This is a genomic window from Leisingera caerulea DSM 24564, from assembly GCF_000473325.1.
GTDB lineage: Bacteria > Pseudomonadota > Alphaproteobacteria > Rhodobacterales > Rhodobacteraceae > Leisingera > Leisingera caerulea.
Window position 1 is genome coordinate 206,537 of record NZ_AXBI01000020.1, and the last position, 25,776, is coordinate 232,312.

Sequence of the window (25,776 nt, forward strand, 5' to 3'; positions counted from 1 at the left end):
CGAAACCTCGCCGGTCATGCGCGGCACAATTCATGAACCGGAAGCGAAAGTCGTAACAGACACCGTGGAGAGAGAATTTGGATTTGCAGAAATCCAGGTCGTGGACAAGCGTGATCTGTTTGCTGGCAAAATGGTCGCCGCCTGTGACCGCCAGCATCCGAGGGACCTTTTCGACATGGGAAAACTCATGCAGGAGGAGGCTATCAGCGATGAGCTCATGAATACCTTCCTGGCCTATGCCTGCCTTTCCGGCCGCCCCCTTCATGAGATCCTGTTCCCAAACAAGATCGACCTGGTGGAGGCTTATGAGAAAGAATTCAACGGTATGACGTCCGATCCCGTGGAGCTGGATGAGCTGATCTCCGCCCGCGACGACTTGTTTCAAGTGATCCAGTCGAAGATTGATGAAAAACGCCTGGGGGCGCTGAAGAGCGTCCTGCGCCTTGAACCTGACCTGGGGGCGATTGGGATGGAGCGGGTGATCGAGCTCCCGGCTTTCAAGTGGTAAATGATTAACCTCACAAAGCTTCAGAAGACCTCTGAAGAAAAGTTCGCGTACCAGGAGCAGGCCCTTATTGAGGCCGTCGATCAGTTCCAAAGCATGAACTTCGCGAAACCCAAATAGAGCAGGCCACCCAAAGCCCTTGCCTGCCGGCAGCTTCGGGTGGCCTGATGAGTGCCACTACCTGGTGCAGGCGGCCTTGAAGATGACCACCCCTGTAAACGGGCTGTTCCCGGCTTTTGAGACCTTCATTGAGAAGACCTCCCCCTCTCCCGCAATCGGGAAGACCGCCTGCTGCTGCAAGTAGCTTGTATAGTTGTCCCCGTGAGTGCTGATCCTTCCTGGAGACATTTCTTTCGCGGTCCCATTCAGAGACCAGAAGTTCAGGTAGCCCTCCTTGTTGAATGGCATGCGGTGGTGGTGCCGGTAACCAAAATCGCCCGTGTAGTCCAAGCCATCCACGTAAACATAGTCGAATGCGCTTCCATCGGCGGCATTTCGAACGGTCTTGTTGTAATCCCGCCTGAACTTTCCGCCAGAGAAGCTGTACCGCGCAAACTGAACGCGCTCCTGAGACATCCCTGTGAAGGCACTTGTGGTGAACAGAAGCGCTTTGCCGTTCCCAGAAAGACCAATTTCGCCGGCCAGCCATTCATACCCCTGACCGTTGTGTCCCGCGTTGGGGGCAGCCTGATAGGCCCAGATTGTCTGTATCAGATTCCACGAGCCGGATGATTTCCTGTAGACAGCAACCGCCCTCTGCCCGGTCACATTGGTATCAATGATCCGGACCGTGACAACATTCCCCTGCTCGTTTACGGACATCCCCCCTGCCCGCATGTCATATATCCCCACATCACTTTCGGCCTGAGGGCTGACGTCTTTGCCATCAATGTACTTCTCCAGCGACCAGTTCCCATTGGCCGGGGTCGACATGATGTAGTAGCCCTTGCTGTGACCGCCGGACCCAAACACACCAGTTGACCCATCCGCGCTGACAACCAAATGCCCCCAGACCTTGCCATTCTCTTTTGGCAGGAAGGAGGCTTGCCCACCGCCTGTTCGCTTCCAACCGGAGCCGCCATAGCGATAAGTGTCATGCCCGGAATCCAGCCCCAGGACTCTCAACTCCCGGCTGTCCCCAGTAAATGCCATGCTGCTCACGCCACCCCTGTTCCCTGCGGGCAAGCTGAAAGACTTTTCCACCGCGAAATTTCCGCTGCTGTTCCGCTTGAGAAAACGCAAGGTGTTACTGCCGCCCTCATGGACCGCCGCGATATACTCACCGCTCGGCGAGATTGCGTGATAGGTGTAGCCGACGAGCATTTGCGCCTCAACGTAGTTGCGATCATCCGGCGCGCAGCTGCATTCCTCAATCACGAGGTTTGCATGCTCATTTCGAAGGAAAGAGTTTTGGCCAACGGCCCATTCCGTGCTGGACCGTACCGGGATCATCACGGTGCTTTGCCCCTGGTTCTTGACGATCTTGCAGAAACCATGCCGGTCGATCCGCTCAGACTGCTGACGCGCGATGGACACCGTACCGTCCTGACTTGCCGCGGCGGCAGCGCCTGCGGAAAGCGCAAATATCAGCGCCCCCGAATCATTGAAAACAACCTCATCTCCACCTCCAAACATGAGAAATCCGCATTTTCTACAACTCATAGTAGCGCAGTTTGCGAAAATCTAAACATCGTGGCGATTTTAAGCACCACTTCCTTAGCGTCAACCTGTGCTCATCATGCTGAATTCCGATGCCTGGCAGGATGTGAATTTCCCTTTTGAAATATGCGAATTTCTATTATCCTGATGTCAAATTAACTCATGAGAATGTGTGGAATGCCTGACTGGATCGTGCCCGAAGCCATCGAAATCCCGTGGAAGACTTTTGCTGGAGGCGAGCGCCTCTGGGAGGTGGCCATGGGGGATGACTGGAAATTTTCCTATTTCGTCCTGAAGCACCCCCACACCGGGAAGTGGGTGAGCAACCTCAACGAAGGGGTGGACCATGACGCACCTGCCGGTGCGGTCTTGGAGGTGGGGCAGCATTTCACGCGCTGCATCAACCGCTGCCTCGCCTCGCGCCCCTTGGAGGAGTTCCTGGACGATCTGAAGCCCGATCTTGTCAGGGTCATGGGCAGCGAGCGGACGGCCGCGGCAACTGAGGCTCTGGCGGCCGAGGCGGCCGGCGCGGCCAGTTTCCGGGTTCGGGAGTTGCCCTGGCTCATGACGCGCGCCGGCAACATGATCACACGCGGCGGCGATGAGTTCCCTTGGCCATTTACCTACTTGGCCGTTCGGAAGGCCGATCACTGGAAGCTCGACGATGGCGAGCCGCGGGCAACGCGCTCAGAGGCGCAGCTGGACGCGCAGCGCCATTTCGAAGCGCGGATCTCCCGGCTCACCACCGGCCCGCTGGAGCACGAAATGCGCGGCCAGCTGATCGAAGCGGCCAAGGAGGGGCCTGATGCATTTGTGAGCCTGTTCTCAACCGTCTACCGGCTGAACTGCAGCACGCCGGAACCCCAGCCAATGTAAAAACGAAGGCCCGGCGGAATTGCCGCCAGGCCGCCTTCAGGGTTCCGGACTGCTCTCTGCACTGAGAGGCTCAACCAGGCGTCGACCAGGAGGGTTATCCTGGGTGTCAAGGGCATCCCATAGATCAATGGCACGCACAGGCATGCCGCTGTATTTTGCGGCGATCACGTGATGGTACCCGTCAATCAGGAACTCGTTCATCAAGACGACAACGAAGGTTTCATCGAAATGCCTTCTTCTGGCGCCAACGATCAGGGCGTCCCTATTGCTGGCCGCCTCCTCGTAGTGATCCAAAACACTGCATCCGCCCGCATTTGCCCAAGGGGCGCGTATCAGACCAAGACTTGATACGGGAACAGATCCCACGGTGAAAGAAGCGTTGAGCGTCTTGGCATTTGCGAACTGGCTCATGACCTCAGCCCCTCCCGCAAGCTCCTCTGCGGTGAAAATATCGGACAGCATCACCTCGGTCATCATACAGCCTCAGAAGCTAGGAGCCGGTTCCGGCTCACCTGCGGCCGTGAATTCGCGCTCACGCAGAACAGTCCCGTCAAAAGCCTGAATGCTCAGCGCATCGAAATCCAGCCTCTCAGGCCAGGAGCGCAACAAACGCGCGACGCATTTGTCTTCATCAGTCACCTCCTCATCCAGTCGCATGGCGGAGGACACGCGAAACAGCTCCTCAAGCTCCCCTTCATTCTCCGAGTAGCGCAGCACCCGATCGTGGTCGCCGTAGGTGCCGATCAGCTGCGCACCAGGCAGCGGCGGGCGATCATCCAGCTCCGTCCGCTCCGGAAAGCTGCCCGGAAGGACTGTGTCCATAGCCACGGCGATCGCACAGCCCCGGTCCCGAAACTCAAGCAGGAGTTCGATCGCCAGCCTCACCTCAAGGGGGCCGTCGGCCGCGCGCGAAAAGCGTTCGTGGTCGATGATCAGGCGCACCACATCATGCAGTCTTTGATCATCCGCGCCTTCCAGCCAGGTCAGCGGATCCGGACTTTCCCCGGGCTTGGCGATCTCCGAAGGACGCAGATCCACCAAGGGGTCAAGGCGCCTGGCCAGTGCCGGAATGCAGCGGTAAATGGTCCACTCTTCGGTGCTCCACGGCACGTCCCCCTTGAAGAGACCGCTATCGGCGAGGGTTCGGCAGGCCTGGAGAAGCTCCTGGGCCATCTCTTTGCGCCCAAGCTCCTGGAAGGCCGCGGTGCGTTCCCTCTTCCTGCGCATTTCGGCGCGGGTTTTCGGTGAGAGAATTTTTCGAAAGTCCATGTGTCGCGCCCTCTTGATGCCTCGATTGCGGAAAGTGGTTCAGAAAAGATCCATTTGCCGCGCCGCCGTTACATGGCGGGCGCGGGCTCGGGCTCGGCGGTGAATTCGCGCTCACGCAGAACGGTGCCGTCATACGCCTGAATGCTGAGCGTCTCGAAGTCGAGCTTGCTGATGGAGATCCTCCGCATACGCTGTGCATAGGCCTCATCCTCTTCGGACAGCTCCTCGCCCAAGCGCAAGGACTCGGCCACCCGGAAACCCTGCTCAAGCTCAGCTTCCGCCTCGGCGTATTGGATCACCTGGTCATAGCCACTGGAATAGGAGGCAATCAGCTGCACACCAGGCAGCGGCTCGCGCTCATCCGCCTCCGTCCGTTCTGGAAAGCTGCCCGGAATGACCGTATCCATTGCCACGGCGATATCGCAGCCCTGCGAGCGGGGATCGAGCAAAGCGTCGGCTGCAGCCTTCACCGCCTCGGGGCCGTCGTAGGCGCGCCGGAAGCTGGCGTTTGCGATGATCGATTTGATCGAGCTCAGCAACTTTTCATCATCGCCATCTTCGATCCAGGTGAGCGGGTCACGCTTCTCCTCAGGTTTGGCGATCTCGTCGGCACGCAGCTCGAGCGCCGGATCCAGCCGCTTGGCCAGTGCCGGAATGCAGCGGTAGATCGCCCATTCATCATAGCTCCAGTCAGGCGAGCCATGGAAAAGGCCGCTGTCAGCCAGCGCGCGGCTCGAAGCAATGAGCGATGCGGCCATGCCGGCGCGGTCCTGTGCCTGGAACGCCATGCGCCGCTCTCGGCGCTCCTGAATTTCCATCCGGGATTTCGGGGAGATAATTTTGCGGAAGTCTACCATGAGGACACCCTCTTTCTTTGATTTTCACATGCCCAAACCGGGCGTCTCTTCGTTTCCTGGCTCCCGGCCGAGCATCGCAGCCGCCTTCTCGTGGATCTGACGGCCGAGATCGTCATTGGCCATTGCAAAGCGCTCCATGATGGCCTCCAGCTCCTCCTCGCTAAACCGCGGAGCAGCAGGTTTTGGCGGGTAGATGCGGGCCATGATCTTCTGTTGCTCGCTGTATGGAGGCGCAGATCTCTGGCGATACTTCATCATCTCGTCTGAATGCTTAAACGTCAGCTCGATCCCGGAAACGCCCTCATCAACAAGACGCGCCTCAATATGGCGGGACACCCGCAGCTCATCATCCCAGTCCCAGATATTGTCCGGCCAGATATCCCGCGCCGTCAGGCGCCGGTTGTGCAGCGCAACCATGCGATCACTCCGGAACCAGCAGGGGCGCCTGCTCGGCAACCTCTGGCTCAAACTCCATATCGGCGAGCATGTCAGTCTCGATGTAGCTCTCGTAGGACCAGTCATTCTCCTGATCATCCATATCCAGGAACGGGTCCCCGCCGTGCCGCCACAAGATCCGGCCCGAGGACATCGTGGTCTCCTCCCAGTCCTGCGCATCGCATTTGATGAGATGCGGAGCGATCCGGAACATGGCCTTCTCCAGCGCAGGATGCACCTTCAGCATCTCGCTTTCATAGCGCATGGACATCGCCATGCCCGTGTCGCCGCAGTCGAAATCCACGACCAGGCTGCGGCCGAACTGGCTCATGGCCGCCCCCATGGCCTGGAAAAGCTCCGAGGGCGTGTGAACGTCGAGCATCAAGGCCATTTCGCGTTCGACAGCCTGGTATTTCTCGCGCTTCACTTTCGCTTCCGCGAAGATCAGATCGACCTCCGCCTCGGACACCCGCCGGAAGCCATCAGGAATTTCCGGACCGGTCCCTTCCGGGAACCACTTGATGCTGCTGATCTTCGGATCCTTCAGGACCTCCTCAAAGTCCGGCGCCGAGACGATAACATTGTCCAGCTCGCCATCCGGGCGCACTGTCCAGCAGAAGCCGAAGGCGCGCAGCGCAGCCAGGGAACGGGTCGATTGCTGGCCGTCTTTTTCGAATGTCACCGAGCGGGCCAGGCCAAATTCACGCGACAGCATCTCCTCCGGATGATCCGGGAAATCAATGGCATCGATACGCGCCTGATCTACTGTGTTGGCAACCTTCGGGCGGCTGAAGCCTTTGGCCTGAGGCTGGATCCAGCCCTCCGGCTGATTGCGCCGCGGGAATGAAAAGCCAGTGGGCCGCTCAAAAGGAAATCCCATCGGGCTGACCGCACCAAATTCCCGTCCAATCGCGCCATAAGCTTTCATGCCGGCCAGAAACTGCGTGCGCCACTGCTCCATCAGCTCCTTGGGGCGGCCTTCTTCAGCAATAAGAAAAACCCTGTTCATTATGTGATCCTCGATATCTCTGGCGTGGTGTGCGTGTTTAAGGAACGATGCTCACTAAGTGCGAAAATGGCAATTGCCGCATTGCGTGTATCTGCCGCCTTATCCTTTTCGATCTAGGGTGTCGGCATCTCTGTTTCCGCCTGATCCCGCGGCGGAGCTGGCTGCGGTGGATGGTTCATCCACTCCCTGGATGCGGTAATGAGACCGCGGGGTACAGAAACCTGCTTGCCGTCTTCAAGAACCGTGCATTTAGCCTTGGGAAGCCAGAGCCGTTCTCCGTCAGAGAACTCCACCAGCAGCCCCTTGCCGCTCCTGCTTACACCCAAGGCTGTCCCGGTCTTCCTGGCCACGCCGGCCAGTTCAAAGAGCAGCCCGCTGCGGGCTGAGCGCAGCTCTGCAATAGTCTCCCGGCCGACGCCCTTGAGGCGGGCTGCTTCGGCAAAGTCGAGGTCGATGAGCTTCCGGTTCGTGTCGATATTGAGGGCCTCCAGCACCTTCAGTGCGCGAGGACTGAGCTCGCCGGCATCACCAATAAACTGAACGTCTTCCCCCGCTTCAGGGGCGAGCATACCCTCGTCTTCGTAATCCGCGCCGTGACGGGACTTCATCAAATCCGTACGAGCCGCACGGATGGACTCGATTGTTCGACGCCCAATCCCATCCACGCGCGCCAATGCGCCGAAATTGATCGATGCCAACCCGTCATCGCTGCTCACCTTGAGGGCGGACAGAGCTTTTGCCGCACGCCACTTCAGCCCGTGACGGAAAGCAAGCCGCACAGAGCCCGGGTCGATATTGCTCCGACTGTCCATGCTTGGCCCGCGCATCCCGGCCAATAGACGATCCTGGGCAGCCCGGATGTCGTTAAAGGCCGCCTTTTGACGGCGTGAGTATTTTGGCACCCGGGCTGCAGCCGCTTCCAGATCAATGCTTTGCAGGTCTTCAAGCGTTCCAACGCCAGCCCGTACAAGCATTTCAATGGCGTCTTTCCTCAAACCGGCCTTAGCCGCGACCTTCCGCGCCTGGCTCAGGCGTTTTGCCTGTTCCAGCTGATCTGAGGACGACATTGCCATGCGCACCCGCGCCCGGCGGATGAGATCCATGGTTTTCGCCCCGACCGCTGGCATTTGAGCCAGCGCCTCGAGGTCGGCAGCCGCGAAACTCCGGTCAGATCGCACACCGGCATCGCGCAGAGCCGAAACGGCCCGCCCATTCAGGCGGTGCCGCCTGGCAAATTCCGCCTCATCAAATTCTGCCTCATCGCTCAGTGAGAAGTCATTTCTCGCATCCTCATCCTGATGCCTCTCAGCACCGGCGGGCAGCTCTAATGTCAGAGCGTCTGAATACCCGGAACCATGCCGGGATTTCAGCATGCGGGTGCGGGCTGTCCGGATTTCATGAATCGTTCCGTCCCCAATGGAGCGGAGCCTTTTGAGACGCGAGACGTCGATCGCTTCCAGGTCATCGTCATTCATGACTCCGATAGCGCTCAGCGCGCGCTCGGCCCGGCCTCCGAGGCCGTAACGCAATGCAAGAGGTGTTCGCTTTTTCGTCATGCATCAAATCTCCTTATGCGTGCAGCCTAAGCGCAACGCCTGAAAGCACGAAGGCGGCATTCGCCGGCGTGAGGCCGCTGCGCACCTCCGCTCGTCCGGCCCAGTTCCATACAGATCGGCTTTGCGTTCAATCTCGCATTTGCGAAAAAATTATTCAATTGGCATTTTCGCTTGCGAAGTGCGAAAAAGTGTTCGATGCTTCCTGCAGGCTTCACCTGCCTGCCGGTCCCCGCCTTATGGCGCGCGCGAAATGTGAAGACACAAAGGCCAGCATCCATGCACCAGTCTCTTGCCCACCGGGACCAGATCAAGACAGACGAATTGGAGCATCCGATGATCAAGTCCCAGCCCGGGAAGCTTACCCTGTCCAACGCTGCCATCAAAGCGGCTGCCAAAGCGCTCAAAACCGAGACACCCCGCGCCGCAGTTATGACCGCCCTGCGCGCAGACGCACCCGGGCACCCGATGGAGCTGACAGACATGGACGGGGTTGCCCGCCCGGTGCCCCACGGTGTGACGCGCGTGCGGGCCCGCCCGGGTCAAGGCGCGCTGGAGGCCTGCATTGCCCTGGCGCAATCAGCACTCAGCCGGGGCCGCGCAGTGACTTGGGCAGGCCCCGCTCCAGTCAAGAACGGCGTGCCGCTCATCGACCCCAAGGCGGTAATCCACTGCCCCACAGGTTCAATCGCTGATCCTGATCCGGAAACCGTTGTCTTTGCGGACCGCGCCGGCATTGCGTCCCGCCCCGAACTCTCCGTCTTGGCGGAGCTGGTCAAGGCATGCCCGCACGCCTCCCTGGTCATTATCGACCGCATGACCCCTCACGGGATTTACCTGGCCTCCGGGCAAGAGGAAGGCACCGTCATCACCCTGATGGAAGGGTCGGCGGTTCAGCCGAAAGGGATCTACACGCAGATTGGCGAGGGCACTATGCCCTTCCGGTCCGCCTGCTTGTCAGAAAGGCACGGCCTGGCCCCTGCTTGCCACCCGGACGCGGTGGAGAAGATGATCTCCCGTCTCACTGCGCAACCGATCCCGGAAACTCACACCGAACGTCTCGAAATGGTGTCCCGCGCTTTCGGGTACCGCTCCTGGCATGCCGCGCAGGGGCGCACGGCATAATATGCGAATATTCTATCTCTTTTCGAAATTCCGGCCGATCCTGTCCGCACGCTAATATGGAGAACCCTCATGTCCCAAGCCGCCATTCAGACGCTCATCGCGCAGATCAAGGCAGTGGCCGCCGCGCAGCCTGATCCGGCGAACTTCCTCAAAGACCTTCAGGCCGGCATCGAGGAGATCCCGGGCGCCAATGTCGCTTTCTGCACCCGGGATCTGACCTGGCTCGACGGCTACCTTGAAGACCGCGGCGACATCAGCGCCGAAGACCGGCAGCATGCGCTGTTCAGCGCCTCATCGCGGCACGAGGAGGGTTACGCAAGTCAGGATGGCATCTCGGCGACCATGGATCTGTGGCTGGATCAGCACTACCCGGTTCAGGACCAGGCGGTTGAGCCATGAAGACGATCTTCATCGAGCGCCAACTGGAGGCCGGCATTGCGGACTCTTTCAGGAGGTTTGCCGAATTACTTGGCATCCGCCCTGAGATGTGCCCCCACGTTACGCTGATCTACTCCAATACCCGGGTCGATCACACAAACCCCGCCTTCGCTCTGCGCAAAAATCCAATCACGATCACCCCCAAGGATCTGTCCTTCGACCGCTTTGGAGACTGCATCGTCCTTTGTTTCACAAGCCCAGAAATCTCTGCGCGTCACGCCGAGCTACGGGCGGCTGGGGCAAGTTGGGATTATCCTGACTTCAACGCTCACATCACTATTGGCCATGCCTCCCCAGACCAGCCGGTCAAGCTCCCCGACAATCCGTTTCTAAACGGGCCGATCGGACTCATGCCCGAGACGATGAAGCTGGTGGGCCCGGACAAGGCAGGTCCTGCGCCTGAAATTGCCCGCTACGGCTATCAGCTGGACAATATTGCGACCTTTCTGGATCGCGCATCTGAAACGACCATCTCCGCCTACCGGCAGAACTGCGTCGGGAACGGAGACGGCGAGTTCATCATTTGGGACCCGTTGGATGGCAACCAGGGGTTCATGGTCTGCGGCCCCGAAATTGCGGACCTTAACCGAGAGTTTCTCAGCACATTTGGACTGGACACAACAACGGAAGCGAACCCATGACCCAATCAGCCGAAAAACAGCTCGTATCCGACATCCAGCACTGCGCCGCCCGGTCCGCCTCGCTGCTCGAGTTTATCGACAACCTGCTGGACGATGGCATCAGCACACAGCCGCGGATGAAAGCCGGTCTGGGCATGATCACCCTGCGCTTTCAGCGGGGAGAAACGTCATTGACCCGCAGCGAGGCGGGCATCCGCCTCGAAGGCCCGCTGAGTTACACTGTAACCCACCACGATCATATCCTGCGCTACATGGAGCACGCTCACAGACGCGGAGAGCCGCAGGAGAAGATCCTGGACGAGGCGGCCGAGCTGCGCTTGCCCATCCAGACAGCGGAGCCGCCAGAGATTCCCTCCCTGCAATTCATGGGCCGCTTGCAAAAAATCGTCACCCTGGCCGAGGACTGCCCCGACGAAGCGCTGCGCGGCCTGACCCTCGGCTACGATGCCTGGTGCCACAAGACGGAAGAGGAGTTGCGTAAATCGCTGGGCGAGGAAGTTCTTCCCGGGATTGAGGCGCTGGACGAACCGCATCGCATTGCAGCCCTCCGCTGGTCCTGCCGGATCCAGGCGGTCGAGCGGATCCAGGCGGTCGAGCGGATGGGATATGGCATCAACACTCCCCAGGAGATCGCCCTGCGCCGCCAGCAGGCCATTCTGCGCCACATCGGCCAAACCCCGGAGGCGTCCGCGGAGGATGCCGCACCGACCCCGTAACCCATAGGGGCGGCGGCAGGGAATTGCCGTTGCCAACTGCAAGCCTATCAACACATGGAGCCCTGAGTGACCCCGACACCGACCGCCAAGGACATCGAGAGCGCGCTGCAGACCATCACCTCGGAAACCAGGACCGGAACAAGTCTTCACGGCGCGGACGCGCCCATCGAGGTCTATGCCTGCCATCTGCAGAAAGAGGTTATCGAGCCGCTTTGGAAGGCGCGCGCCGATGCGGGGATGCTCGCGCCGATCGATGACCTCGGCCATGATGCGCCCTTCACCGCGGCCTGGAACCGGGCCTTGCGGGGTGAGAGCCGTCAATTTGACTTCCGCGTTCTCGCTCAGATCTTCATCGACACAGCGATCAAAGGGCACAAGCAAGCCATCGCGATGATCCTGCAGGATCAATATGAGGCGCTCAACGCTTCAATCATCGAGAAGATTCCGGGCTATCTGACCGGCCAGGGCATGCCCATGAGCACTACGGCAAGTCTGCGCTCATGGGTGGATGGCACCTACCTGCGTCTGCGGCTGGAGGGGTTCACGCCAGTTCTGCTGAACAAGGATGGCTCCGCTTTGGCCGCGCCCAAGAATATCCCCGCCCCTGTGAACGTGGTCTTCGACAACGAGAAGAGCCCATTCGAAATCTACGGCCTGATGTCCTTTCAGGGTGACGGCATCGATCACGATGAAGGCAACAAGGCATGGTCCGCCTGGCAGAAAATGGCTAAGGAGTGCGGCCTTCTGGCGGAGGGCTATTGGGACAGTATGCTGTCTCTTTCGCTGCGCGCCGCTCTTTCAGCCCAAAGAATGAACATCACCTGGCAGAACCTGCGCCAGGATGAGAGCATCTCCGTTGAGGCCGCCCCCGACGGGGTGATCGTGTACCGAGGGGCCGTCGCCGGGTTGAAGCAGCTGTTTGACGAAGGCCAGTTCCACTGCGGCCCCCGCAGCGCATTTGAAAAAATGCTCATCAAGGGCGGCTTTTCAAAAGCCGGTGCCGGAGATTACCTGGACCGGTTGGCGAACACATCATCGGCCTTTCGTGCAACGATCCCGGCAGGCGCCCGAATGCGTTTCAACAGCGATGCCGAAACGCTCTATGCGTTCGACATTCAAGCGGATGAAACAGTCACTGTCAGCGATCCCGCTCAAGCCTTGCCAATTCTTGCAGCCGGAAGCTTTGCAATGCCGGAGATGACAAGCCATCGCGACCGGAATCATCAGACCTCCGCGCAAAACACCCCAGCCCCGGCCGGCGCAGCAGCCAAGGAGTTCCAGTCATGAAGACCAAACCGCACCCCCTCACCCCTGAGGCGCAGATCCGCACGGCCAGGTCCGCCTATATCGGCACCCTCCCCGAAGGCGCCATTGAAACCCAATCCATGGTCCAGATCAGCAACCGGTTCACCCTGCGGATCACGGAACTGCTCAGTGTCGAATGCGCCTACGACATGAACCTGTTCGGGCAAACCTTTCAGGACGCCCCGGACTATCAGCCAGCACCGGACATCCGCTATGTGACGGTTCGTGCCTCTCTTGATGCTGCGCACCGCGGCCAGGAGGCTGTAACGCTCCATATCCCGGACTGGAATGCTGCTTGCGGCGAAGTGCGCCCGGATCTGAACGAAATCACCCGCCGCCTGGCGCACCGTGCGGCATGCCCGGAAACGGAGTTCCCTATCGCGGAACATGCCACGGCCGGTGACAACGACAACCACCGCGAGGTCCGCCACGCCATCCACCAGCGCAGGAGCGAGGCAATCGGCTGGCTTCTCGAGCAGGTCAAGGACGGCAGGGTCGCCATTGATCCGGCCATGATCCGGGTGGAGCTGGATAGCAGCATCTTTGATGGGCATGGGACGCTGCTCGCCTGCCGGCTGCGGCTGGACCAAGACGATCTGCAGGCTTTTGCGCAAGATCATGGCGAGGACTGTCTGCTTCGCGCGCTGACCAGCGGCAGCCTTTACATGAACGGAGACGCCCTGATGAGCGGCGCCCGCTATTCGGAAGCAAAAGCGCTGAAGATCTGCGATCGCGTCATGGGCCGGGAAACCGCCAAGTTTGGCTTCAGGCCGATGGTCGCCTGGAGCCCGGCCGCCTTTGAAGCCACAATCAGCCCGCATGTGGCGAACGAGCCTTTTGCAGCGTGCCCGGAACTGATCCACGGCAGGAAGCCCGGCCTGCTGATGCTGGAGACGTTGATGGATCTTCAGCTCCCTGCTGCGTCCTGCGCCGAGGCCGGCGGCGCGGAGTTCGACTGAGATGCGCGCAACAAAGCAGGAACGGCGCCGCCACAAGCTCGAACAGCTCATTCCTCATCTGGCCCTGCTGGACATCGAGGCCTCCGATGGCGGGCCGGAGGCTTGGCCGGTCGAAATCGGCTGCGCGGCGATCGTTCGCTCCCCCGACGGCGGAGGCGGCTATGAGGCCCTCGCCCACGGGAGCCTGATCCGGCCGCATAAGAGCTGGGACCAGTCGATCTGGAGCCCCTATGCGCAGGCCGTCCACGGCATTGCACGGGAGAGCCTTGAAGATGCGCCATCAGCGCAGTCGGTGGCCCGCAGCATGCTGGAGATCCTCAGCGTGCCAGGCACCGTCGTGGCCAGTGACAGCCCGCGCAACGATCAGCCCTGGCTCGACCGCCTGATGGCCACGTGCGGTGCCGCGGGCCAGATCCGGATCATCTCGATCTGGGAAGCGCTCAACGGCCGGACAGAGCAGGAAAACATCGCCCGGATGAAGGATTGGCTCAAAGCCAATAAGGGCCCGCACCGGGCCGCCGCGGACGCCAGGCGCCTGGCACAGGGGGTCATTGAATGCCACCTGCAGCCGGCAGCAGAAGCGGAGGGCCCAGGCATCTGCGGGCCCTGATCACGCTCGAGCCTTCAGCCCTGCCCTTTCCGCGTCTTGGCAAGATGCGCTTCCTTGCTCCGTTGATAGGATGGGGCCGCAAGCGGATGATCCGGCGAAAGCCTCCAGCGCGCCCGGTAGGCGGCCTCATCAAGGCCATGCTCCATCTTGAGGTGGCGCTTGAGCAGAACCTTTGCTTCGCCGCATTCCAGGCACACGACCACGTTGTCACGGACGCTTTCCTCAATGGGGACAGCGGGGAACCAGGGGCTTAGATTGTGGGTCTTTTGGGTCATTCCGGGAGCCTTTCAAAGCAGTTCCCCGGCAGGTAACTTTGACATCCCATAGCTGTCAACGGGCGGCCAAGCGATCTCAAATCTGCATATTTTTCAGCATTTTGGCGGCTATTCTTGCTATATACCCAATTACCAAGAACAGCCTCGCGGAAGACAAGAACAGCATCGGCTCACCACAAGAATAGAGGCCCGGCTATCCTTGCGGCGCGCTCGGGTGCGAAATCTTTCGGACGTTGCGTCACTTTCCACCTGAAATACACCCGCCCTACTTCAGCCAGGTATCAATGCCGTGGAAACTGCAGCCATAGGAAAAGTCCCTCCCGGTTGCCTCCTGGAAAACAACCCTTTCAACTTCCGTCGAAGCTGCCGCAGACAAGGCGCTCTGCCACGTGATCATTTCTGCCAATAGCGGATCGAAGAACTCATCCAGGAAATCGGGGGTCGCACGCACATGGATCGTTGTCCGTTTCTCTCCCTTGTACCGCAGCATCTCCAAATCCAGAATGCGCCCCAGCCGAAGCGCCATCTCTCTCTGAGAGGACGTATCGAATGAAAGCTTCTGCGGTTCCGCTGCAGTGTTTTGTGCTTTGGCCCTCTTTGCCGCCTGAATAGCTGAGGATGTCAGTTTCCGAAGCTCTGCGGTTTCAGACTTGAAGCTGCTCAGCATTGCCGAAAGCCCAAGACCGATTTCCGGTCTTGTTTCAGCTGCTGAAGGGGAAGGGTGAGGCTCGTTATTCTGCCTCGCGGCTGCTTTGCTTCTTCGGCGTTGCTCGCCTTTACTAACCCTGGTCATTCTAGGTCCTGAATCCAGTTATTTCGCTTTGCTGATCCGTTATGGATGAATGAGAGGCACAGGTCTACTCAGGCGGACTTCCACACCTCGTCAAAAGCCCCTTCCAGATTCACGCCCAACCGTGCGGCGCTTTCGAGGACGCTCGTCCTGAGCGGCTCATTGCGCTGCAACAGCCGCTGGAAACGGACCTCTTCAAGCTCGAACACGGTGCCATGTGTGAGGGCTCGGATTTCCGCCCGCCGCGGCGCCCTGGCGAGCAAGGAGATATGGCCGAACAGGTCCCCCTGCCCAAGGCGGTAATCACCGGTCTTGCCGGACACCTCCACCGCCCCGGATCCGATCAGGAACACTTTCGCAGGCGCGCCGTCCTTGGCTTGCAGAACCTCCCCCGGCTCGACGTGGCGCACATGCAGAGCGCGTGAAAGGCGTTTGATCTCCGCGTCGTCCATGTCCCGGAAGATCTCCAGACGGCGCAGGAGAGCGCCCTTCTGGATTCCCATGTCCAGCCTGGGGCGGCGGCTGAGCGCCTTACGGTCCCGGGCGATCCGCTCCGTCAGGGTTTTGTGGACCTCCGGAACAATCAGGCTGTCAGCGAGCAGCGTTTCATACTCCTTTTCCTCCAGCCGCAATGCCATCCGCCGGACCCACCGGCGGCCGACGTCCTCGGCATATTGCGGATACTGCAGGCTCAGCCCTTCCAGAAGCGCATTCACCTTCTCCTGCCTCTGAGACAGGATCTCATGCAGGATTTCAGTGACCCGCTTTCCATGGATGCGCCGGATGCGCCCGTCCACAAAGCGGTGCAGATCCTCCAGGATCACACGCTGCGCGATCAGGACCTCGATGCGCTCCGCGGTGATGGCGGCCAGCATGCCGGAGAGCCGCAACCGCCGGTGCAGGAATGCAGCAAGCCGCAGGCGCCGCCCGTCCCCCAGCGAAATCCGCGCCGCTGCGCGATACCCCGGCCGGCCGCCGGTACGCGTCATTTCGATGATGCGCGCGCAATCCTGCGTGAGCCGCATTTGCAGCTCAGAACCAATGCGCCCATCTCTGACGCCTTCAGCGACAAGATCCCGCTCATGCCCCGCCAGGGCGATCAGCCCGAGTGCAATCCGTTCGCGGTCGAGCACCTTGTTGGCCTCCTCCGCGCGCTCAACGGCAGCTTGGGTCAGCTCCCCAAGCCGCTTGGCCTCGGAGCGGATGATTTCGTGATCGACGCCGCGATCCCGCACCTCGTTGGACACCTCCTCGCGGACATCCTGCAGCGCAACCGCGATGACCTGATCCGAGAGGGCTTGATCGATTGGTTGAAGCCGGTCGAGCCCCAGGCCGCGGATCAAAGGCCGCAGGGTCAGCCCCTGGATCAGAAAAACCGAGAGGACGTAGCCGGTGGCCACGATGCCGGCCATCCGCTTGATCTCCGCCGGGACCGCAATCGCCTCGGTCACAGCCAGCGCCAGCGCCAGCGTCACCGCTCCGCGCAGCCCGCCCCAAAGAATTGTCACCCGGTACGGCGCGGGGATGGGCGGGGAAAGCTTTGCTGCTGTCAGAACCGGCAGCACGCCCCACAATACGGCCGCACGGGAGACAAGCGCCGCCAGCATGGCAGCGCCAATCAGGCAGATGTCCGTCCAGACGGCCGTCTCCAGCAGCCTGGGGATCAAGAGCGCCGCCAAAAGGAAAATCAGCGCCCCTGCCCAGTGAGCCATCAGGGACCAGGCATCCGTGATCTGCCTCCACACCGCCGGCGCAATGCGCCGCTGCCCCATCAGGTTCAGCACCAGGCCGGATGCAAATGCCGCTATCACGCCGGAGTATCCAATGGCTTCCGCCAGCAGGAATGCGGTGAACGGGATGGCCACGGACATGCTGATCTGGGCGGTCGGCCAGCCGGACATCCAAGCCATTACCGGCACGACAAGACGCGCCACCGCCCAGCCGCAAGCAAGGCCGCCGAACATCATCAAGGGAACTTGGACCGCGACTTCCAGCGGCTCTGGGTTGGGAACGCCCGCGGTCACAAAGGCCAGAAAGAACGAGAAGAGCGCGATCGCGGTCGCATCGTTGAGCAGCGACTCCCCCTGGATGATGCGGACCAGCCGTGGCGGCGCCGAGATCGAGCGGAAAATGTCGATCACCGCGCTAGGGTCGGTCGTCGAGATGATGGCCCCGATCAGCAGGCAGCCATAGATGCCGATACTGCTGAAAGGCGTCAGCGCCACGCCCACGGTCAGAGTGGCCAGGATGACCGCCAGGATCGCCATCACCATGATTGGCAGGCTGTCCTCAAGCATCCGGCGGATATCAAGGCTGAGCGCCGCCTGGAAAATCAGCACCGGCAAGAAGACGGACAGGAAGAGGTTCGAAGGAATGCGCAGCTCCAGCACCCGCCGGAGCTCCCACTCCATGAGCGCCGCAGCCGGGCTTTGCTGCACAGCAAGAGCCCCCAAACCGAGACCGGCGCCCATCATGCACAGCACAATCGCCAATGGCAGACGCAGCCGCGCCGCCAGAGGTTCAGCGGCCGAAATTGCAAAGAAGAGACCCGCAACCAGCCCGATAAGGATTGTCATGTCCATGAAGAGTTCAGCCTTTGCCCGTCAGCGTCCGCAACCAGGTAATCAATGCCCCCGAAAAGAAGGACAGAAGTGCCAAGATCACCAGACCGGAAAGAAGGGAAGTCGAAAATGAACCGATGATGATCGGGAGCACCGTTACGATGAAAAAAGCGCCCGCCAGAGCCGGGATTGCCATCGGCCTGACCCCTGGGAGAACGCAAGCCAGCGCAATGACCGGATAGATGAACAGTCCCCGGCTGTCCTCTTGCCAGTAGAAGAACGCGAGCTTCAGTTTTCGCATGAAGTTCCCTTCGATGAAAAACTGCGTGATGCCCTCGATGTCAAAAGGCAAAAGGGCCCGGTGAACGGCGTGAAACGAGGGCACAACCCCCATCCGGAGATTGATCACCTCCTGCGATGGCGCAAAAAGGGCAAAGGTCTCCAGGATTTGACCGCCCAGGAAAAACGCCGCCGCCGCGGCGCCCGCAGCAAAGCTGACAATCTGGGTATTTTCTCCTTGCCGCCAGGATCGCATGATCCGGCGGCTCGCCGCACCGAGGAATGCCCCGGTGACGAAGAGGAGGAACAGGTACAAAGGCAGAATGGCCCAGTACCCTTCCGGCATCCCGATCTGGACCAGCTTCTTTTGAAGCGTGACATCCGGCATCGGCTGGAAGAGGACCAGGAACCAATCAGTGAAGTTCAGCATCGCTACGGCCCCGGCAGTAAATAATCACGAGGGCATCATAGATTTGTTTTTCGCATCGCGCTATCGGCGAATGTATGAACTCCAATAATTTTTCTTAGGGCGATGAGGCCCGCGCTTACAGCTGCATGCCTTCATCTTCCATGAGCGAGGAGACGTCAAAAGAGGCAGTCTGACTGCAGATCTCTTCGCCATGGGCGACCCAGAAAGATGCCATGAAACGGACCGCTTCCATGCGGTTCACGCTTTCCCCGGTGTCTTGATCCAGGATCACCTCATCATCGAATGCATCACGCGCTTCAACGAAGGCCTTTCGCAGCACAAGGCCCATGCTGGGGCCATTGCCCTCATCGACAGGGAGCCTGGTCGCCTCACCCATCGGATAAGCGCCTTCGAAAGGCAGGCTGGCACTCAATTCAGGACGATCATACCTTTCCGCAAGGTCTTCCCAGTTGTTGGCCCAGAAGTCCTCGGCCTCCGTAACCGCCCGGAGATCAAAGTGATCTTCGATCTGCGCCTCGCCAACCATCTGCATGATCGCCTCAAAGGCATTTACAAGTCTCATGGTGCTCTCCTGATCCGCTCCACGCTCAGATTTTCACATTCTCCTGAAAATGTGCAGCATACTTGTCCAGCAGCTTGACGCCCGCATGCTTGTCTGGAGCGAATTCCGGGAAGGTTTCGCTGAAGCTGCGCACTTCGCCCTCCTCATCTTCAATCTCAAAGAGATGCGCGCGTTCGGGGAAGAGGACACCATAGTCGGCAACGCCGGCTTCAGCATTGCGCGGCTGATCCCACCAGATCCCCATTACGAAGGGCCTCTTCGGCAGCACCACCTCCCTCGCGTACAGCAAAACCGCCGCATCAAACCACTGCAGCGGATCTGGCCAGTTCTGGACGCCGCCGAGCCGCGCCATCGCCCGGCGCGTGAGCACAAAGCTGTCTTCACAGTCGGTTGCTCCGGCGCCATCCATTGCGGCTGCAATTTCCTGCTCCAGCGTCCGGCCCGCCTTCGCTGCCGCTTCAGCCCGGTTCAGGGATTTGAACTCGGAAAAGTCCCCGGCGTCTTCGTCGTACCAAGTGACCGACCAGACTTGCGCAGGCTCCATGTACCGTTTCATCTGCATCCAGGCCGTGAGCTCGTCGATATCACTTCCATTGAAGCTCATGACATCGATCCACTCGGCCGGAGCGAATTCCAGAGCGTATTCCGGCCCGTTCAGGCCTTTGATCGAACGCCACAGTTCCGGACATGTCGACACCGCGACACCAGGCCCATCCACGGATGGCTTCCGCTCATCACTGCCCCTCGCCAGATGGCCGATATGGCTGACGATGGGGATTTTCCTGGTCGTGATATAGGGCATGGAAAACTCCTTACGGTAATATTTTCGCATATCCTTACCATGCAGAAAGCAGCTTCTCTATCTATTTTTTCGCCGACGCGCCGTAGCTTTCCCCAAGGCAGACAGGAGCTGAACGACATGGACATTCCTCAGGGGCGCAATCCTGATGCGGTGATGGCCGCATTGGCTGAATGCAGCACATTCGATGACATTCGCCAGCGCGGAATCCTCTTCCATGGCACATGTGAGGCGATCGAAGGCCCACTCCAGGGTGGAGACTACGACAATGTGTTCTGGATGGCAGAGACCCCGTCCGTTGCCCAATCCTACATCCCCGCATCCGGCGTGACCGCGTGGATCTCCGCCCCGCGCGCCTATGAACGGGATGATCATCTGCGTCCCATCCGCGGCGTCAGCCATGCCATGAAATGGGCCCTTGAACGGTCAGGCGCGAAACTGGAAGACATGGATGTGACATGGGACGGCCAGCGTGCGCATTCCTGGCGCATTCTGCCCGGCTGGCCCACTGAGGGCGACTACGAAGATCACCTCATTGCACTGGGGTACACTTCCAATGAATGCGGGATCTACGAGGTCTCGGAAACCTATGGCAGCAATGGTCCGGAAATTATGCCGGCGGATTGGAAAATGCCCGGGCTATTGATCATTGCCCTCGCGGAAGACCTCCAGGTGGAAACACCGGATTGGTCGGAAGGGGCATTCAGTTACGCGCCGCATAATCGTGTGGCCGACTTCGAACGTTTTGCGCGTAAGGGTTATGAGGCATTCCGAATGCAGGACATGCTTCAATCCAAATTCCACGGCAACGTTGGACACACGGCAATCGGCATTCTGCCGGCAGGGATCGAGAAACTGTCCTGGATGGCGATCCCGGCAACAAGGCATGATCACCCCGGCGCTTCAGCTTTCCAAAGTCCTGAGACTGCGGACTTCATGAAGTTTGCCCGGGAAGCCCTGCCGGAGTGGGGAATGTCGGCCTCACCCCAGCATCGAGAACCAGCGTTCAGTTGAGAACGAGCTGATCAGGCGTCTTTCCAGCTTTCAGAGCGCCCAGGAACCATTGCGGACGCGTCCGCTCAATGCCTCGGCTGCATTTTCATGTTTGAAGTATTTTGGGGCAACTTCGGGTTGGCTCTTCCTGGCACTCAAATACCGTTGCGCTGGAGTTCGAGGATCGCCGCAGCAAAGCTTGAGGCCTCAGGTCCGTCGGTAGCTGCCAAAGCGCTTGGCGGCGCCATTGCCTCCTGCAGGATACCCAATACCTCGCGCAGCGTCGTTAGTTCGTCTTCACCGCTACCGTGCGCGCCGTGACCTTCATGGCCACCGCCACTTCCTCCCGCTCCAGGCCAATCAAATGGGTCCGCCTTACGCACCCACGGCCCGGGTGCAAACCAGTCGAGACCCCGCACCTTCTGAGCCTGCACCTCTCCTGGATGAATTGTTTCATGAGCTGCGAACCAGATGTCGATGCAGCCGTCCACCCATCCGTGGAGCTTCCAGAAGATCGGATTCACGTGGCTGCTATGAAAGTCGCCGAGGTAGTCGTACTCGGGACGATTCCACTTCGCTGATATGTCAAACGCCGGTCGCACAGCCGGCTCGCCCGTCTCAGGATCGCGCGAGATGCTGGCCCAACGCATGTGCATCCAGTTGTGGACGGTGAATTCGATCAGATTGCCATAGGCGCCGAGTGTCTGGGAGGCGGCGAAGGCCGAGCTACGAAGCCGTGTTGCCAGCATACCGAGGTTTAACTGGAAACCAGTCCGCGTCTTGTTGAACAGAAGGAATTCGGAACCCCCAGTCTGCTGCATGAACTCTTCGGTGGCCGGTGGCACCATTATTCCTGAATTTTCAAGGTCAACCACAAAGTCAATGCTGCCGGTCTGTTGATTTGGCTCGGGTTTGTAAGAAATCTGCGGACCCAGCCCCGGCGGTATATCAACCCAAGGAGATGGTGCCGTCATGCCTGCGTCTTCGTAGACTTCTTTCAACATCCCCACCATGCGACGGTGCATATACAGGAAATCCTCACCGGCACCGTTGGACAGGTCTAAGCCGCCGGCACGACGGAACGGTGGATCCTTGATCTCCCAGCCCTTGGCGGCGAGCCGCGCGCGCACTTCTGGGGTGACCCCCGGATTCCACCATACCTCTCGCAGCATGTGCCAGACGGTGTGCCGCAGACGATGGGTTTCATCCGCCAGCATTGCAACTGCCTCTGGGATTAGAGCTACTCCCTCGATCTCACGAGGCTCCACAAAATCGCGCTTAACAGCGATGAAGCTTGCCGTTGCGCCGGCGGTTGCCGTTCCGTGGTCAGCATCCCGCACTACTGTGCCGATCAGCGCAGGGCGTTGTGCGGGATTGGCGTTATCCCACTCGTGGCCAGTCCGGCAATGGTATGAGTAGCGGAAGCCGGCGACGCTTGTGTCAGCCCGACCAGCTCCTGAAAACGACAACTCTCCCCCTGGATCGGCTTGACCGGTGATGTCGAGAATTGCCTTCGCCGGAGCTGCCGGATCGGCCGGAAAGCGCAGTTGCCCAGTAATGGATCTATCGGGTTCGACACGCAGGAACAGCTCGCCCTCGGCCCAAAGAATCTCGTCAGGGCTACCTGTCGGCCGGTCCAGGAAGCTGCGGTAGGTGTACGTGCCGGTGAGGTGTTCAAAAGCCATAACCGCCTCCCTTGCGCAGACCGTTGCGCGCAGCGGCCAGCGGGAAGGAAGTTTGTGGGGCGGGCGACTGACGGAACGAGCTGTAGGGCCGGAACAGCCGGATCGGGGTGCCATTGACGTCTGTCAGAAGCCCCGCCCAAACCGCTTGGTAAAGACTTACTAGGTCTTGCCGGTCGGTTTCGGTCAGGGTGCTATCCGCACCGTAATTCATGATGGTGAAGCGCTCGTGGGTCCCAAACACCTCGCTGGGGAATTCGACTTCTCTGACGTCAGCAAAGAAATGTCTTAGACCGAACACGTGCCCGAGTTCGTGCGCCATGGTCTCGATCTGTTCAGCTCGGTCCTGCTGGAACATTCGCGGGAACATGACCAACTCGTGCTGGCCGGCATCGGGGAAAAACGCCCGCGCTAGTGTACAGCCAAAAGCGTTGCAGCTGTCTTGGGCCGAGACGACTATCTCGAAATCCCACGGGTCGCTGGTTTCAGAGAAGCGCACCGGAACCGCGTCACCCCAGGCGAGAAGCGCCTCACCTAGCAGGTCGCGTACGTAGGACTTGACTGCATCGGGGTCTTGAAATGCCAACAAAGACTGTTCTTGGAAACGCCAATTGAGGGTTACCTTGGCGTCCCACAAGGGGATGAACCCGTTCGAAGCGTCAACTACCAGCTCCAACGGTGAGCGGTTTTTGGGGTTCGGATATCCTCGCGTCTCGGTCTCGCAGCGGGCACCACCGTGGTATATATGGGTAAGGCCCTCAAGCCGGTCTTTCGCGACTTTATCGGTTGCAAGATCGAATTGGCCCAACGACTTTTTGGGCTTGCCCGTCTTTTTTGCCATTTCTGAGACTCCCTCTCCCAATTCTAAAGAATGCGTCCACCTTCTGCATGTCCCGGACTTCAACTCCTTGAGGTTGACTGCTTACTGAGGCGAAGAGTTCTTTCCTGTCGTCGGGCGATCCGGTCCCTGATTAAAAATTAGGCGGCATAGTTAGCCTATTCTATCATAGATTGAATGCCGGGTCACGCTGGATGTTAAAACCTTCGCCATGAGCCCGCCACTCGAGCGACCGCTTATGGCGTTTTTCCTATGACCCGCTGCATATGCGGCAACCCGTTTCGGAAAGCACTGTGCTTTCAATTTGACGGCTGGAAGTTCCTCGGGAGGAGTTTGTCGAGCCTGCTGTCAGGGAGACTTGCAGCGAAGGCTTCGAGGGCGGCCTGGAGGCAGGCGAAGGGCTCGATGCCATTGATCTTCGCCGTGGCAGAGAGCGCGGCGGGCCTAGGCTAGGCCGCCTTCATCATGGCTGACGAATAGCGCCCGATTTCATTTAATGGCGACAGCCGCGGTGCGGGCCTGCCGGGCCGACAGCCGCTGGCCGGGCCCCAGTCTGCGGATCTTACCCCGATGCCGTAGACCGCCCCGATCAGGTGTGCGGCGGCTGGTGCCTGGGTGACGCCTTCGGCGCAGGCGCGGCAGACATACTTAAGCCGGACAGGACCTCTCTCGTGGATGTAACCATGCACTGCCGGGCAGTGGATGAAGCGGAGCTGTGCCGGGACAATATCCAGCCGCTCGGGGCGATCCACACCGATCCGCTGCATTTCACCTCACCCGCATGGGCAGTCCAGGCTGTCAGGCTCAATCACCTTCGCGATTCACGGCAGGTCCTTGGGCAGATTGCCCCTGTTGCGGCGGGCAATTCAGCGCGGCGCTGGACCGATGGCCGCTCAGCGTCCTGCTGCGTATCGACCTCGGCCACTGCGGTGCGAAAGATCCCGGCATGGAGAACCAGCGTTCAGCTGAGAACGAGCTGATCAGGCGTTTTTCCAGCTTTCAAAGCGTCCAGGAACCATTGCGGCCGCCGGCCGCGGCCTGTCCATGTCTCGGCTGCATTCTCGGGATTAATGTATTTCGGAGCGGCTTTAGGCCTTTTCTTCTGGCCCGGCTTCAGCTCAAACAGAGTTTCCAATGAAAAGCCATATTCCCCGGCGGCCTCTTGGGCTGCCTTCAGCGCGGCTGTCCGCATCCGGTCATCATAGCTCTTGATGGCCTTGTCGACATGCTTTTGAAGCTGCTCAAGTTCGGAGCGGCTGAAAGGCGTAAGATCGATGTTTTTGCTCATCCTATTTCTCGCAAAGTAGTCAATTGGGCCCTGATAATCATTATCCAAAACAAAATACAACCCGATAACGGAAAGAATGAGAGCCGGCTTCAATGCGGAAGGCTCGCGCGCCCAATATTTGCGAAAAATGTTGTTGCAGCAATACCCGGCCAGAAATATGATCCCCCCATCCATTGCAGGAGAAACAGATTGTATTCGAAACCCATCACCAAGACGGCGACCCCGTCCCCGGAGGCCGTGTCCCAAGAAATCGGAGCCATGATTTCCGGTATGAAAACGCGGCTCTCGACGCTCTATGCTGAAGCTTCAGCAGATGACCCCTTGGCTTTTGCTGACGAAATGCAGCCCATCCTGGCGAACCGCCGTGAAATTGAAAGCAGCATGCAGCAGGCGTGCGATAGCCTGATGACGGCCGCTGGCGCCTATGAGACGATGATTGCCGCGGTGAATGCGAAAATCGCACCCGCTCCGACGCCGGCGGCAGCTCCGGCAGCTCTCGCACCCGAAGGCACGGCGCAGACTTCCCTGTTTTGTGACACCGTCAAAGCGTCGGACATCGCGCAGGGCACCCGGTACAGCCAGAAATTTGGTGACGGCCTGACCGCGAACGCAATCCTGCATTCGGATGGCCGCATGACAATTCTGGCCGGGAGCGCCATCAGCACAGCCGTTGAGGGGGCGACCAGGATCAAAAACGCAAGTTATCGCCAGGAGCGCATCATGGCGCTGAATGCGAGTAAGCCTTGCGAACATCCGGATACCCGTATCCTGATCAGGAATGTCATCGTGCAGTCGGCTGCCAGCGCGGCCACAATCCTGAATGGATCAGCCCGGGCCGCCTCTACTTGGCGAGCGGACGACGGCTCCAAAGCCCCGAAAACCCGCGGCTTCGAAGAGGAAACTCGCAGCCAAATCCGCAATTGGGTGAACAAGCACGTTCCGGACATGGTTGAGGAATTTGCGGACGAATTCTGCAATAAGCGGCACCGCATCCTCTTCCGCGCGCCTCATCGCAAAGCCAAGCTTGCGAAAAGAGAATGCGTGCGCTACTCCCTGACCGCCACGCGCCTGCGCAGAATGGCCGAAGAGGATCAAGTAGGATTTGTTTTCTTCCTGCATGGCGAGACCTTCTACGACGTGCCTCTGGAGGCGCTTCTGAAGGTTATCGGAGACAGCGAAACCTTGACCGTACGCCTGATCAAAGAAACGGCAAACGGATCGGAACTGGCCCTTGAGGCCAGGGGTGTCAAAATTGGCAAGCGCTCAACGTTCCCGCTGTAACCCTGTCAAATCCAAAGCGGCTGCCGATCGGCAGCCGCTCT

Annotated in this window: 29 protein-coding genes; 11 read left to right on the top strand and 18 right to left on the bottom strand. The window is 59.7% G+C overall.

From position 1 onward, the window contains the following. The first annotated feature begins 16 nt into the window (after positions 1-16). On the top strand, positions 17-508 hold the full coding sequence (locus tag CAER_RS30615; RefSeq protein ID WP_281172271.1) for a nucleotidyl transferase AbiEii/AbiGii toxin family protein: 492 nt from the start codon (positions 17-19) through the stop codon (positions 506-508). 174 nt (positions 509-682) lie between these two features. Here the strand turns inward: CAER_RS30615 and CAER_RS0104455 are convergent, their stop codons facing one another. Beyond that, positions 683-2,167 (bottom strand): hypothetical protein, encoded by a 1,485-nt coding sequence (locus CAER_RS0104455; RefSeq protein WP_154667664.1) that lies wholly within the window; start codon positions 2,165-2,167, stop codon positions 683-685. A gap of 174 nt (positions 2,168-2,341) precedes the next feature. Here CAER_RS0104455 and CAER_RS0104460 point away from each other — a divergent pair, with 174 nt between their 5' ends. Then, positions 2,342-3,040, top strand: coding sequence for a hypothetical protein (locus CAER_RS0104460; protein WP_027234266.1), 699 nt, complete (start codon positions 2,342-2,344; stop codon positions 3,038-3,040). Positions 3,041-3,076: 36 nt separating this feature from the next. Here CAER_RS0104460 and CAER_RS0104465 read toward each other — a convergent pair whose 3' ends face one another. The 6 genes from CAER_RS0104465 to CAER_RS0104490 all read right to left on the bottom strand — a co-directional run bounded on the left by CAER_RS0104465 (position 3,077) and on the right by CAER_RS0104490 (position 8,166). Continuing rightward, the gene (locus CAER_RS0104465; protein WP_154667665.1) at positions 3,077-3,514 is read right to left on the bottom strand and encodes a hypothetical protein; all 438 of its coding nucleotides are present in this window, start codon (positions 3,512-3,514) and stop codon (positions 3,077-3,079) included. A gap of 9 nt (positions 3,515-3,523) precedes the next feature. After that, entirely contained in the window at positions 3,524-4,309 is a 786-nt protein-coding gene (locus CAER_RS0104470) for a hypothetical protein (RefSeq protein ID WP_027234268.1), read from the bottom strand. A 68-nt stretch (positions 4,310-4,377) separates the two neighbouring features. Then, the gene (locus tag CAER_RS0104475; RefSeq protein WP_027234269.1) at positions 4,378-5,166 is read right to left on the bottom strand and encodes a hypothetical protein; all 789 of its coding nucleotides are present in this window, start codon (positions 5,164-5,166) and stop codon (positions 4,378-4,380) included. A 24-nt stretch (positions 5,167-5,190) separates the two neighbouring features. Beyond that, positions 5,191-5,583 (bottom strand): hypothetical protein, encoded by a 393-nt coding sequence (locus CAER_RS0104480; protein ID WP_027234270.1) that lies wholly within the window; start codon positions 5,581-5,583, stop codon positions 5,191-5,193. A gap of 4 nt (positions 5,584-5,587) precedes the next feature. Then, complete coding sequence (locus tag CAER_RS0104485; protein ID WP_027234271.1) at positions 5,588-6,610, bottom strand: hypothetical protein; 1,023 nt, start codon at positions 6,608-6,610, stop codon at positions 5,588-5,590. Between the two features lie 113 nt (positions 6,611-6,723). Then, entirely contained in the window at positions 6,724-8,166 is a 1,443-nt protein-coding gene (locus CAER_RS0104490) for a DNA-directed RNA polymerase subunit alpha C-terminal domain-containing protein (protein ID WP_027234272.1), read from the bottom strand. A gap of 276 nt (positions 8,167-8,442) precedes the next feature. Between CAER_RS0104490 and CAER_RS0104495 the strand changes: the two genes are divergently transcribed. The 7 genes from CAER_RS0104495 to CAER_RS0104525 all read left to right on the top strand — a co-directional run bounded on the left by CAER_RS0104495 (position 8,443) and on the right by CAER_RS0104525 (position 13,957). Continuing rightward, positions 8,443-9,288, top strand: coding sequence for a hypothetical protein (locus tag CAER_RS0104495; protein ID WP_027234273.1), 846 nt, complete (start codon positions 8,443-8,445; stop codon positions 9,286-9,288). A 69-nt stretch (positions 9,289-9,357) separates the two neighbouring features. Then, positions 9,358-9,687 carry a hypothetical protein gene (locus tag CAER_RS0104500; protein ID WP_027234274.1) on the top strand — a complete coding sequence of 110 codons (330 nt, stop codon included), beginning with the start codon at positions 9,358-9,360 and terminating at the stop codon, positions 9,685-9,687. After that, positions 9,684-10,367, top strand: a complete 684-nt coding sequence (locus CAER_RS0104505) for a hypothetical protein (RefSeq protein ID WP_027234275.1) — start codon at positions 9,684-9,686, stop codon at positions 10,365-10,367. The genes CAER_RS0104500 and CAER_RS0104505 overlap by 4 nt, the downstream gene beginning before the upstream one ends. Then, entirely contained in the window at positions 10,364-11,083 is a 720-nt protein-coding gene (locus CAER_RS0104510; protein WP_027234276.1) for a hypothetical protein, read from the top strand. Before CAER_RS0104505 ends, CAER_RS0104510 begins: the two co-directional genes overlap by 4 nt. Before the next feature lie 66 nt (positions 11,084-11,149). Next, positions 11,150-12,370: a hypothetical protein gene (locus tag CAER_RS0104515; protein ID WP_027234277.1), complete on the top strand. Its 1,221-nt coding sequence runs from the start codon at positions 11,150-11,152 to the stop codon at positions 12,368-12,370. Beyond that, on the top strand, positions 12,367-13,347 hold the full coding sequence (locus tag CAER_RS0104520; protein WP_027234278.1) for a hypothetical protein: 981 nt from the start codon (positions 12,367-12,369) through the stop codon (positions 13,345-13,347). Before CAER_RS0104515 ends, CAER_RS0104520 begins: the two co-directional genes overlap by 4 nt. Before the next feature lies 1 nt (position 13,348). Next, positions 13,349-13,957: a 3'-5' exonuclease gene (locus CAER_RS0104525; protein WP_027234279.1), complete on the top strand. Its 609-nt coding sequence runs from the start codon at positions 13,349-13,351 to the stop codon at positions 13,955-13,957. A 14-nt stretch (positions 13,958-13,971) separates the two neighbouring features. Here the strand turns inward: CAER_RS0104525 and CAER_RS27485 are convergent, their stop codons facing one another. The 6 genes from CAER_RS27485 to CAER_RS0104555 form a co-directional block, all read right to left on the bottom strand. Further along, a complete protein-coding gene (locus CAER_RS27485) occupies positions 13,972-14,232 on the bottom strand; it encodes a MucR family transcriptional regulator (protein ID WP_051357693.1) in 261 nt (86 codons plus the stop codon). 265 nt (positions 14,233-14,497) lie between these two features. Continuing rightward, the gene (locus tag CAER_RS0104535; RefSeq protein ID WP_154667666.1) at positions 14,498-15,025 is read right to left on the bottom strand and encodes a hypothetical protein; all 528 of its coding nucleotides are present in this window, start codon (positions 15,023-15,025) and stop codon (positions 14,498-14,500) included. 68 nt (positions 15,026-15,093) lie between these two features. Beyond that, positions 15,094-17,598 carry a cation:proton antiporter gene (locus tag CAER_RS0104540; protein ID WP_322786330.1) on the bottom strand — a complete coding sequence of 835 codons (2,505 nt, stop codon included), beginning with the start codon at positions 17,596-17,598 and terminating at the stop codon, positions 15,094-15,096. A 13-nt stretch (positions 17,599-17,611) separates the two neighbouring features. Then, complete coding sequence (locus CAER_RS0104545; RefSeq protein WP_027234282.1) at positions 17,612-18,292, bottom strand: hypothetical protein; 681 nt, start codon at positions 18,290-18,292, stop codon at positions 17,612-17,614. A 115-nt stretch (positions 18,293-18,407) separates the two neighbouring features. Continuing rightward, positions 18,408-18,854 (bottom strand): hypothetical protein, encoded by a 447-nt coding sequence (locus CAER_RS0104550; protein ID WP_027234283.1) that lies wholly within the window; start codon positions 18,852-18,854, stop codon positions 18,408-18,410. A 25-nt stretch (positions 18,855-18,879) separates the two neighbouring features. Further along, positions 18,880-19,656 (bottom strand): hypothetical protein, encoded by a 777-nt coding sequence (locus tag CAER_RS0104555; protein ID WP_027234284.1) that lies wholly within the window; start codon positions 19,654-19,656, stop codon positions 18,880-18,882. A 39-nt stretch (positions 19,657-19,695) separates the two neighbouring features. On the opposite strand from CAER_RS0104555, the gene CAER_RS0104560 reads away from it, so the two are divergent. Further along, complete coding sequence (locus CAER_RS0104560) at positions 19,696-20,667, top strand: hypothetical protein (RefSeq protein WP_154667667.1); 972 nt, start codon at positions 19,696-19,698, stop codon at positions 20,665-20,667. Between the two features lie 134 nt (positions 20,668-20,801). Here the strand turns inward: CAER_RS0104560 and CAER_RS0104565 are convergent, their stop codons facing one another. The 5 genes from CAER_RS0104565 to CAER_RS0104585 form a co-directional block, all read right to left on the bottom strand. Continuing rightward, on the bottom strand, positions 20,802-22,331 hold the full coding sequence (locus tag CAER_RS0104565; protein WP_027234286.1) for a hypothetical protein: 1,530 nt from the start codon (positions 22,329-22,331) through the stop codon (positions 20,802-20,804). Continuing rightward, a complete protein-coding gene (locus CAER_RS27490; RefSeq protein ID WP_209320187.1) occupies positions 22,321-23,169 on the bottom strand; it encodes a matrixin family metalloprotease in 849 nt (282 codons plus the stop codon). Before CAER_RS27490 ends, CAER_RS0104565 begins: the two co-directional genes overlap by 11 nt. A gap of 296 nt (positions 23,170-23,465) precedes the next feature. Then, on the bottom strand, positions 23,466-23,582 hold the full coding sequence (locus tag CAER_RS30755; protein WP_154667747.1) for a hypothetical protein: 117 nt from the start codon (positions 23,580-23,582) through the stop codon (positions 23,466-23,468). Positions 23,583-23,615: 33 nt separating this feature from the next. Next, a complete protein-coding gene (locus CAER_RS30760) occupies positions 23,616-23,933 on the bottom strand; it encodes a hypothetical protein (RefSeq protein WP_027234288.1) in 318 nt (105 codons plus the stop codon). Between the two features lie 194 nt (positions 23,934-24,127). Next, positions 24,128-24,628: an H-NS histone family protein gene (locus CAER_RS0104585; protein ID WP_322786331.1), complete on the bottom strand. Its 501-nt coding sequence runs from the start codon at positions 24,626-24,628 to the stop codon at positions 24,128-24,130. A 15-nt stretch (positions 24,629-24,643) separates the two neighbouring features. Here CAER_RS0104585 and CAER_RS0104590 point away from each other — a divergent pair, with 15 nt between their 5' ends. Beyond that, positions 24,644-25,735, top strand: coding sequence for a hypothetical protein (locus tag CAER_RS0104590; protein WP_027234290.1), 1,092 nt, complete (start codon positions 24,644-24,646; stop codon positions 25,733-25,735). The last annotated feature ends 41 nt before the right edge of the window (positions 25,736-25,776 follow it).

Excerpts from the sequence above, each read along its gene's own strand:
- CAER_RS30615 (WP_281172271.1), top strand. The coding sequence starts at position 17 with ATGCGCGGCACAATTCATGAACCGGAAGCGAAAGTCGTAACAGACACC.
- CAER_RS0104455 (WP_154667664.1), bottom strand. The coding sequence starts at position 2,167 with ATGAGTTGTAGAAAATGCGGATTTCTCATGTTTGGAGGTGGAGATGAG.
- CAER_RS0104460 (WP_027234266.1), top strand. The coding sequence starts at position 2,342 with ATGCCTGACTGGATCGTGCCCGAAGCCATCGAAATCCCGTGGAAGACT.
- CAER_RS0104465 (WP_154667665.1), bottom strand. The coding sequence starts at position 3,514 with ATGACCGAGGTGATGCTGTCCGATATTTTCACCGCAGAGGAGCTTGCG.
- CAER_RS0104470 (WP_027234268.1), bottom strand. The coding sequence starts at position 4,309 with ATGGACTTTCGAAAAATTCTCTCACCGAAAACCCGCGCCGAAATGCGC.
- CAER_RS0104475 (WP_027234269.1), bottom strand. The coding sequence starts at position 5,166 with ATGGTAGACTTCCGCAAAATTATCTCCCCGAAATCCCGGATGGAAATT.
- CAER_RS0104480 (WP_027234270.1), bottom strand. The coding sequence starts at position 5,583 with ATGGTTGCGCTGCACAACCGGCGCCTGACGGCGCGGGATATCTGGCCG.
- CAER_RS0104485 (WP_027234271.1), bottom strand. The coding sequence starts at position 6,610 with ATGAACAGGGTTTTTCTTATTGCTGAAGAAGGCCGCCCCAAGGAGCTG.
- CAER_RS0104490 (WP_027234272.1), bottom strand. The coding sequence starts at position 8,166 with ATGACGAAAAAGCGAACACCTCTTGCATTGCGTTACGGCCTCGGAGGC.
- CAER_RS0104495 (WP_027234273.1), top strand. The coding sequence starts at position 8,443 with ATGCACCAGTCTCTTGCCCACCGGGACCAGATCAAGACAGACGAATTG.
- CAER_RS0104500 (WP_027234274.1), top strand. The coding sequence starts at position 9,358 with ATGTCCCAAGCCGCCATTCAGACGCTCATCGCGCAGATCAAGGCAGTG.
- CAER_RS0104505 (WP_027234275.1), top strand. The coding sequence starts at position 9,684 with ATGAAGACGATCTTCATCGAGCGCCAACTGGAGGCCGGCATTGCGGAC.
- CAER_RS0104510 (WP_027234276.1), top strand. The coding sequence starts at position 10,364 with ATGACCCAATCAGCCGAAAAACAGCTCGTATCCGACATCCAGCACTGC.
- CAER_RS0104520 (WP_027234278.1), top strand. The coding sequence starts at position 12,367 with ATGAAGACCAAACCGCACCCCCTCACCCCTGAGGCGCAGATCCGCACG.
- CAER_RS0104525 (WP_027234279.1), top strand. The coding sequence starts at position 13,349 with ATGCGCGCAACAAAGCAGGAACGGCGCCGCCACAAGCTCGAACAGCTC.
- CAER_RS27485 (WP_051357693.1), bottom strand. The coding sequence starts at position 14,232 with ATGACCCAAAAGACCCACAATCTAAGCCCCTGGTTCCCCGCTGTCCCC.
- CAER_RS0104535 (WP_154667666.1), bottom strand. The coding sequence starts at position 15,025 with ATGACCAGGGTTAGTAAAGGCGAGCAACGCCGAAGAAGCAAAGCAGCC.
- CAER_RS0104540 (WP_322786330.1), bottom strand. The coding sequence starts at position 17,598 with ATGACAATCCTTATCGGGCTGGTTGCGGGTCTCTTCTTTGCAATTTCG.
- CAER_RS0104545 (WP_027234282.1), bottom strand. The coding sequence starts at position 18,292 with ATGCTGAACTTCACTGATTGGTTCCTGGTCCTCTTCCAGCCGATGCCG.
- CAER_RS0104550 (WP_027234283.1), bottom strand. The coding sequence starts at position 18,854 with ATGAGACTTGTAAATGCCTTTGAGGCGATCATGCAGATGGTTGGCGAG.
- CAER_RS0104555 (WP_027234284.1), bottom strand. The coding sequence starts at position 19,656 with ATGCCCTATATCACGACCAGGAAAATCCCCATCGTCAGCCATATCGGC.
- CAER_RS0104560 (WP_154667667.1), top strand. The coding sequence starts at position 19,696 with ATGCAGAAAGCAGCTTCTCTATCTATTTTTTCGCCGACGCGCCGTAGC.
- CAER_RS0104565 (WP_027234286.1), bottom strand. The coding sequence starts at position 22,331 with ATGGCTTTTGAACACCTCACCGGCACGTACACCTACCGCAGCTTCCTG.
- CAER_RS27490 (WP_209320187.1), bottom strand. The coding sequence starts at position 23,169 with ATGGCAAAAAAGACGGGCAAGCCCAAAAAGTCGTTGGGCCAATTCGAT.
- CAER_RS30760 (WP_027234288.1), bottom strand. The coding sequence starts at position 23,933 with ATGCAGCGGATCGGTGTGGATCGCCCCGAGCGGCTGGATATTGTCCCG.
- CAER_RS0104585 (WP_322786331.1), bottom strand. The coding sequence starts at position 24,628 with ATGGATGGGGGGATCATATTTCTGGCCGGGTATTGCTGCAACAACATT.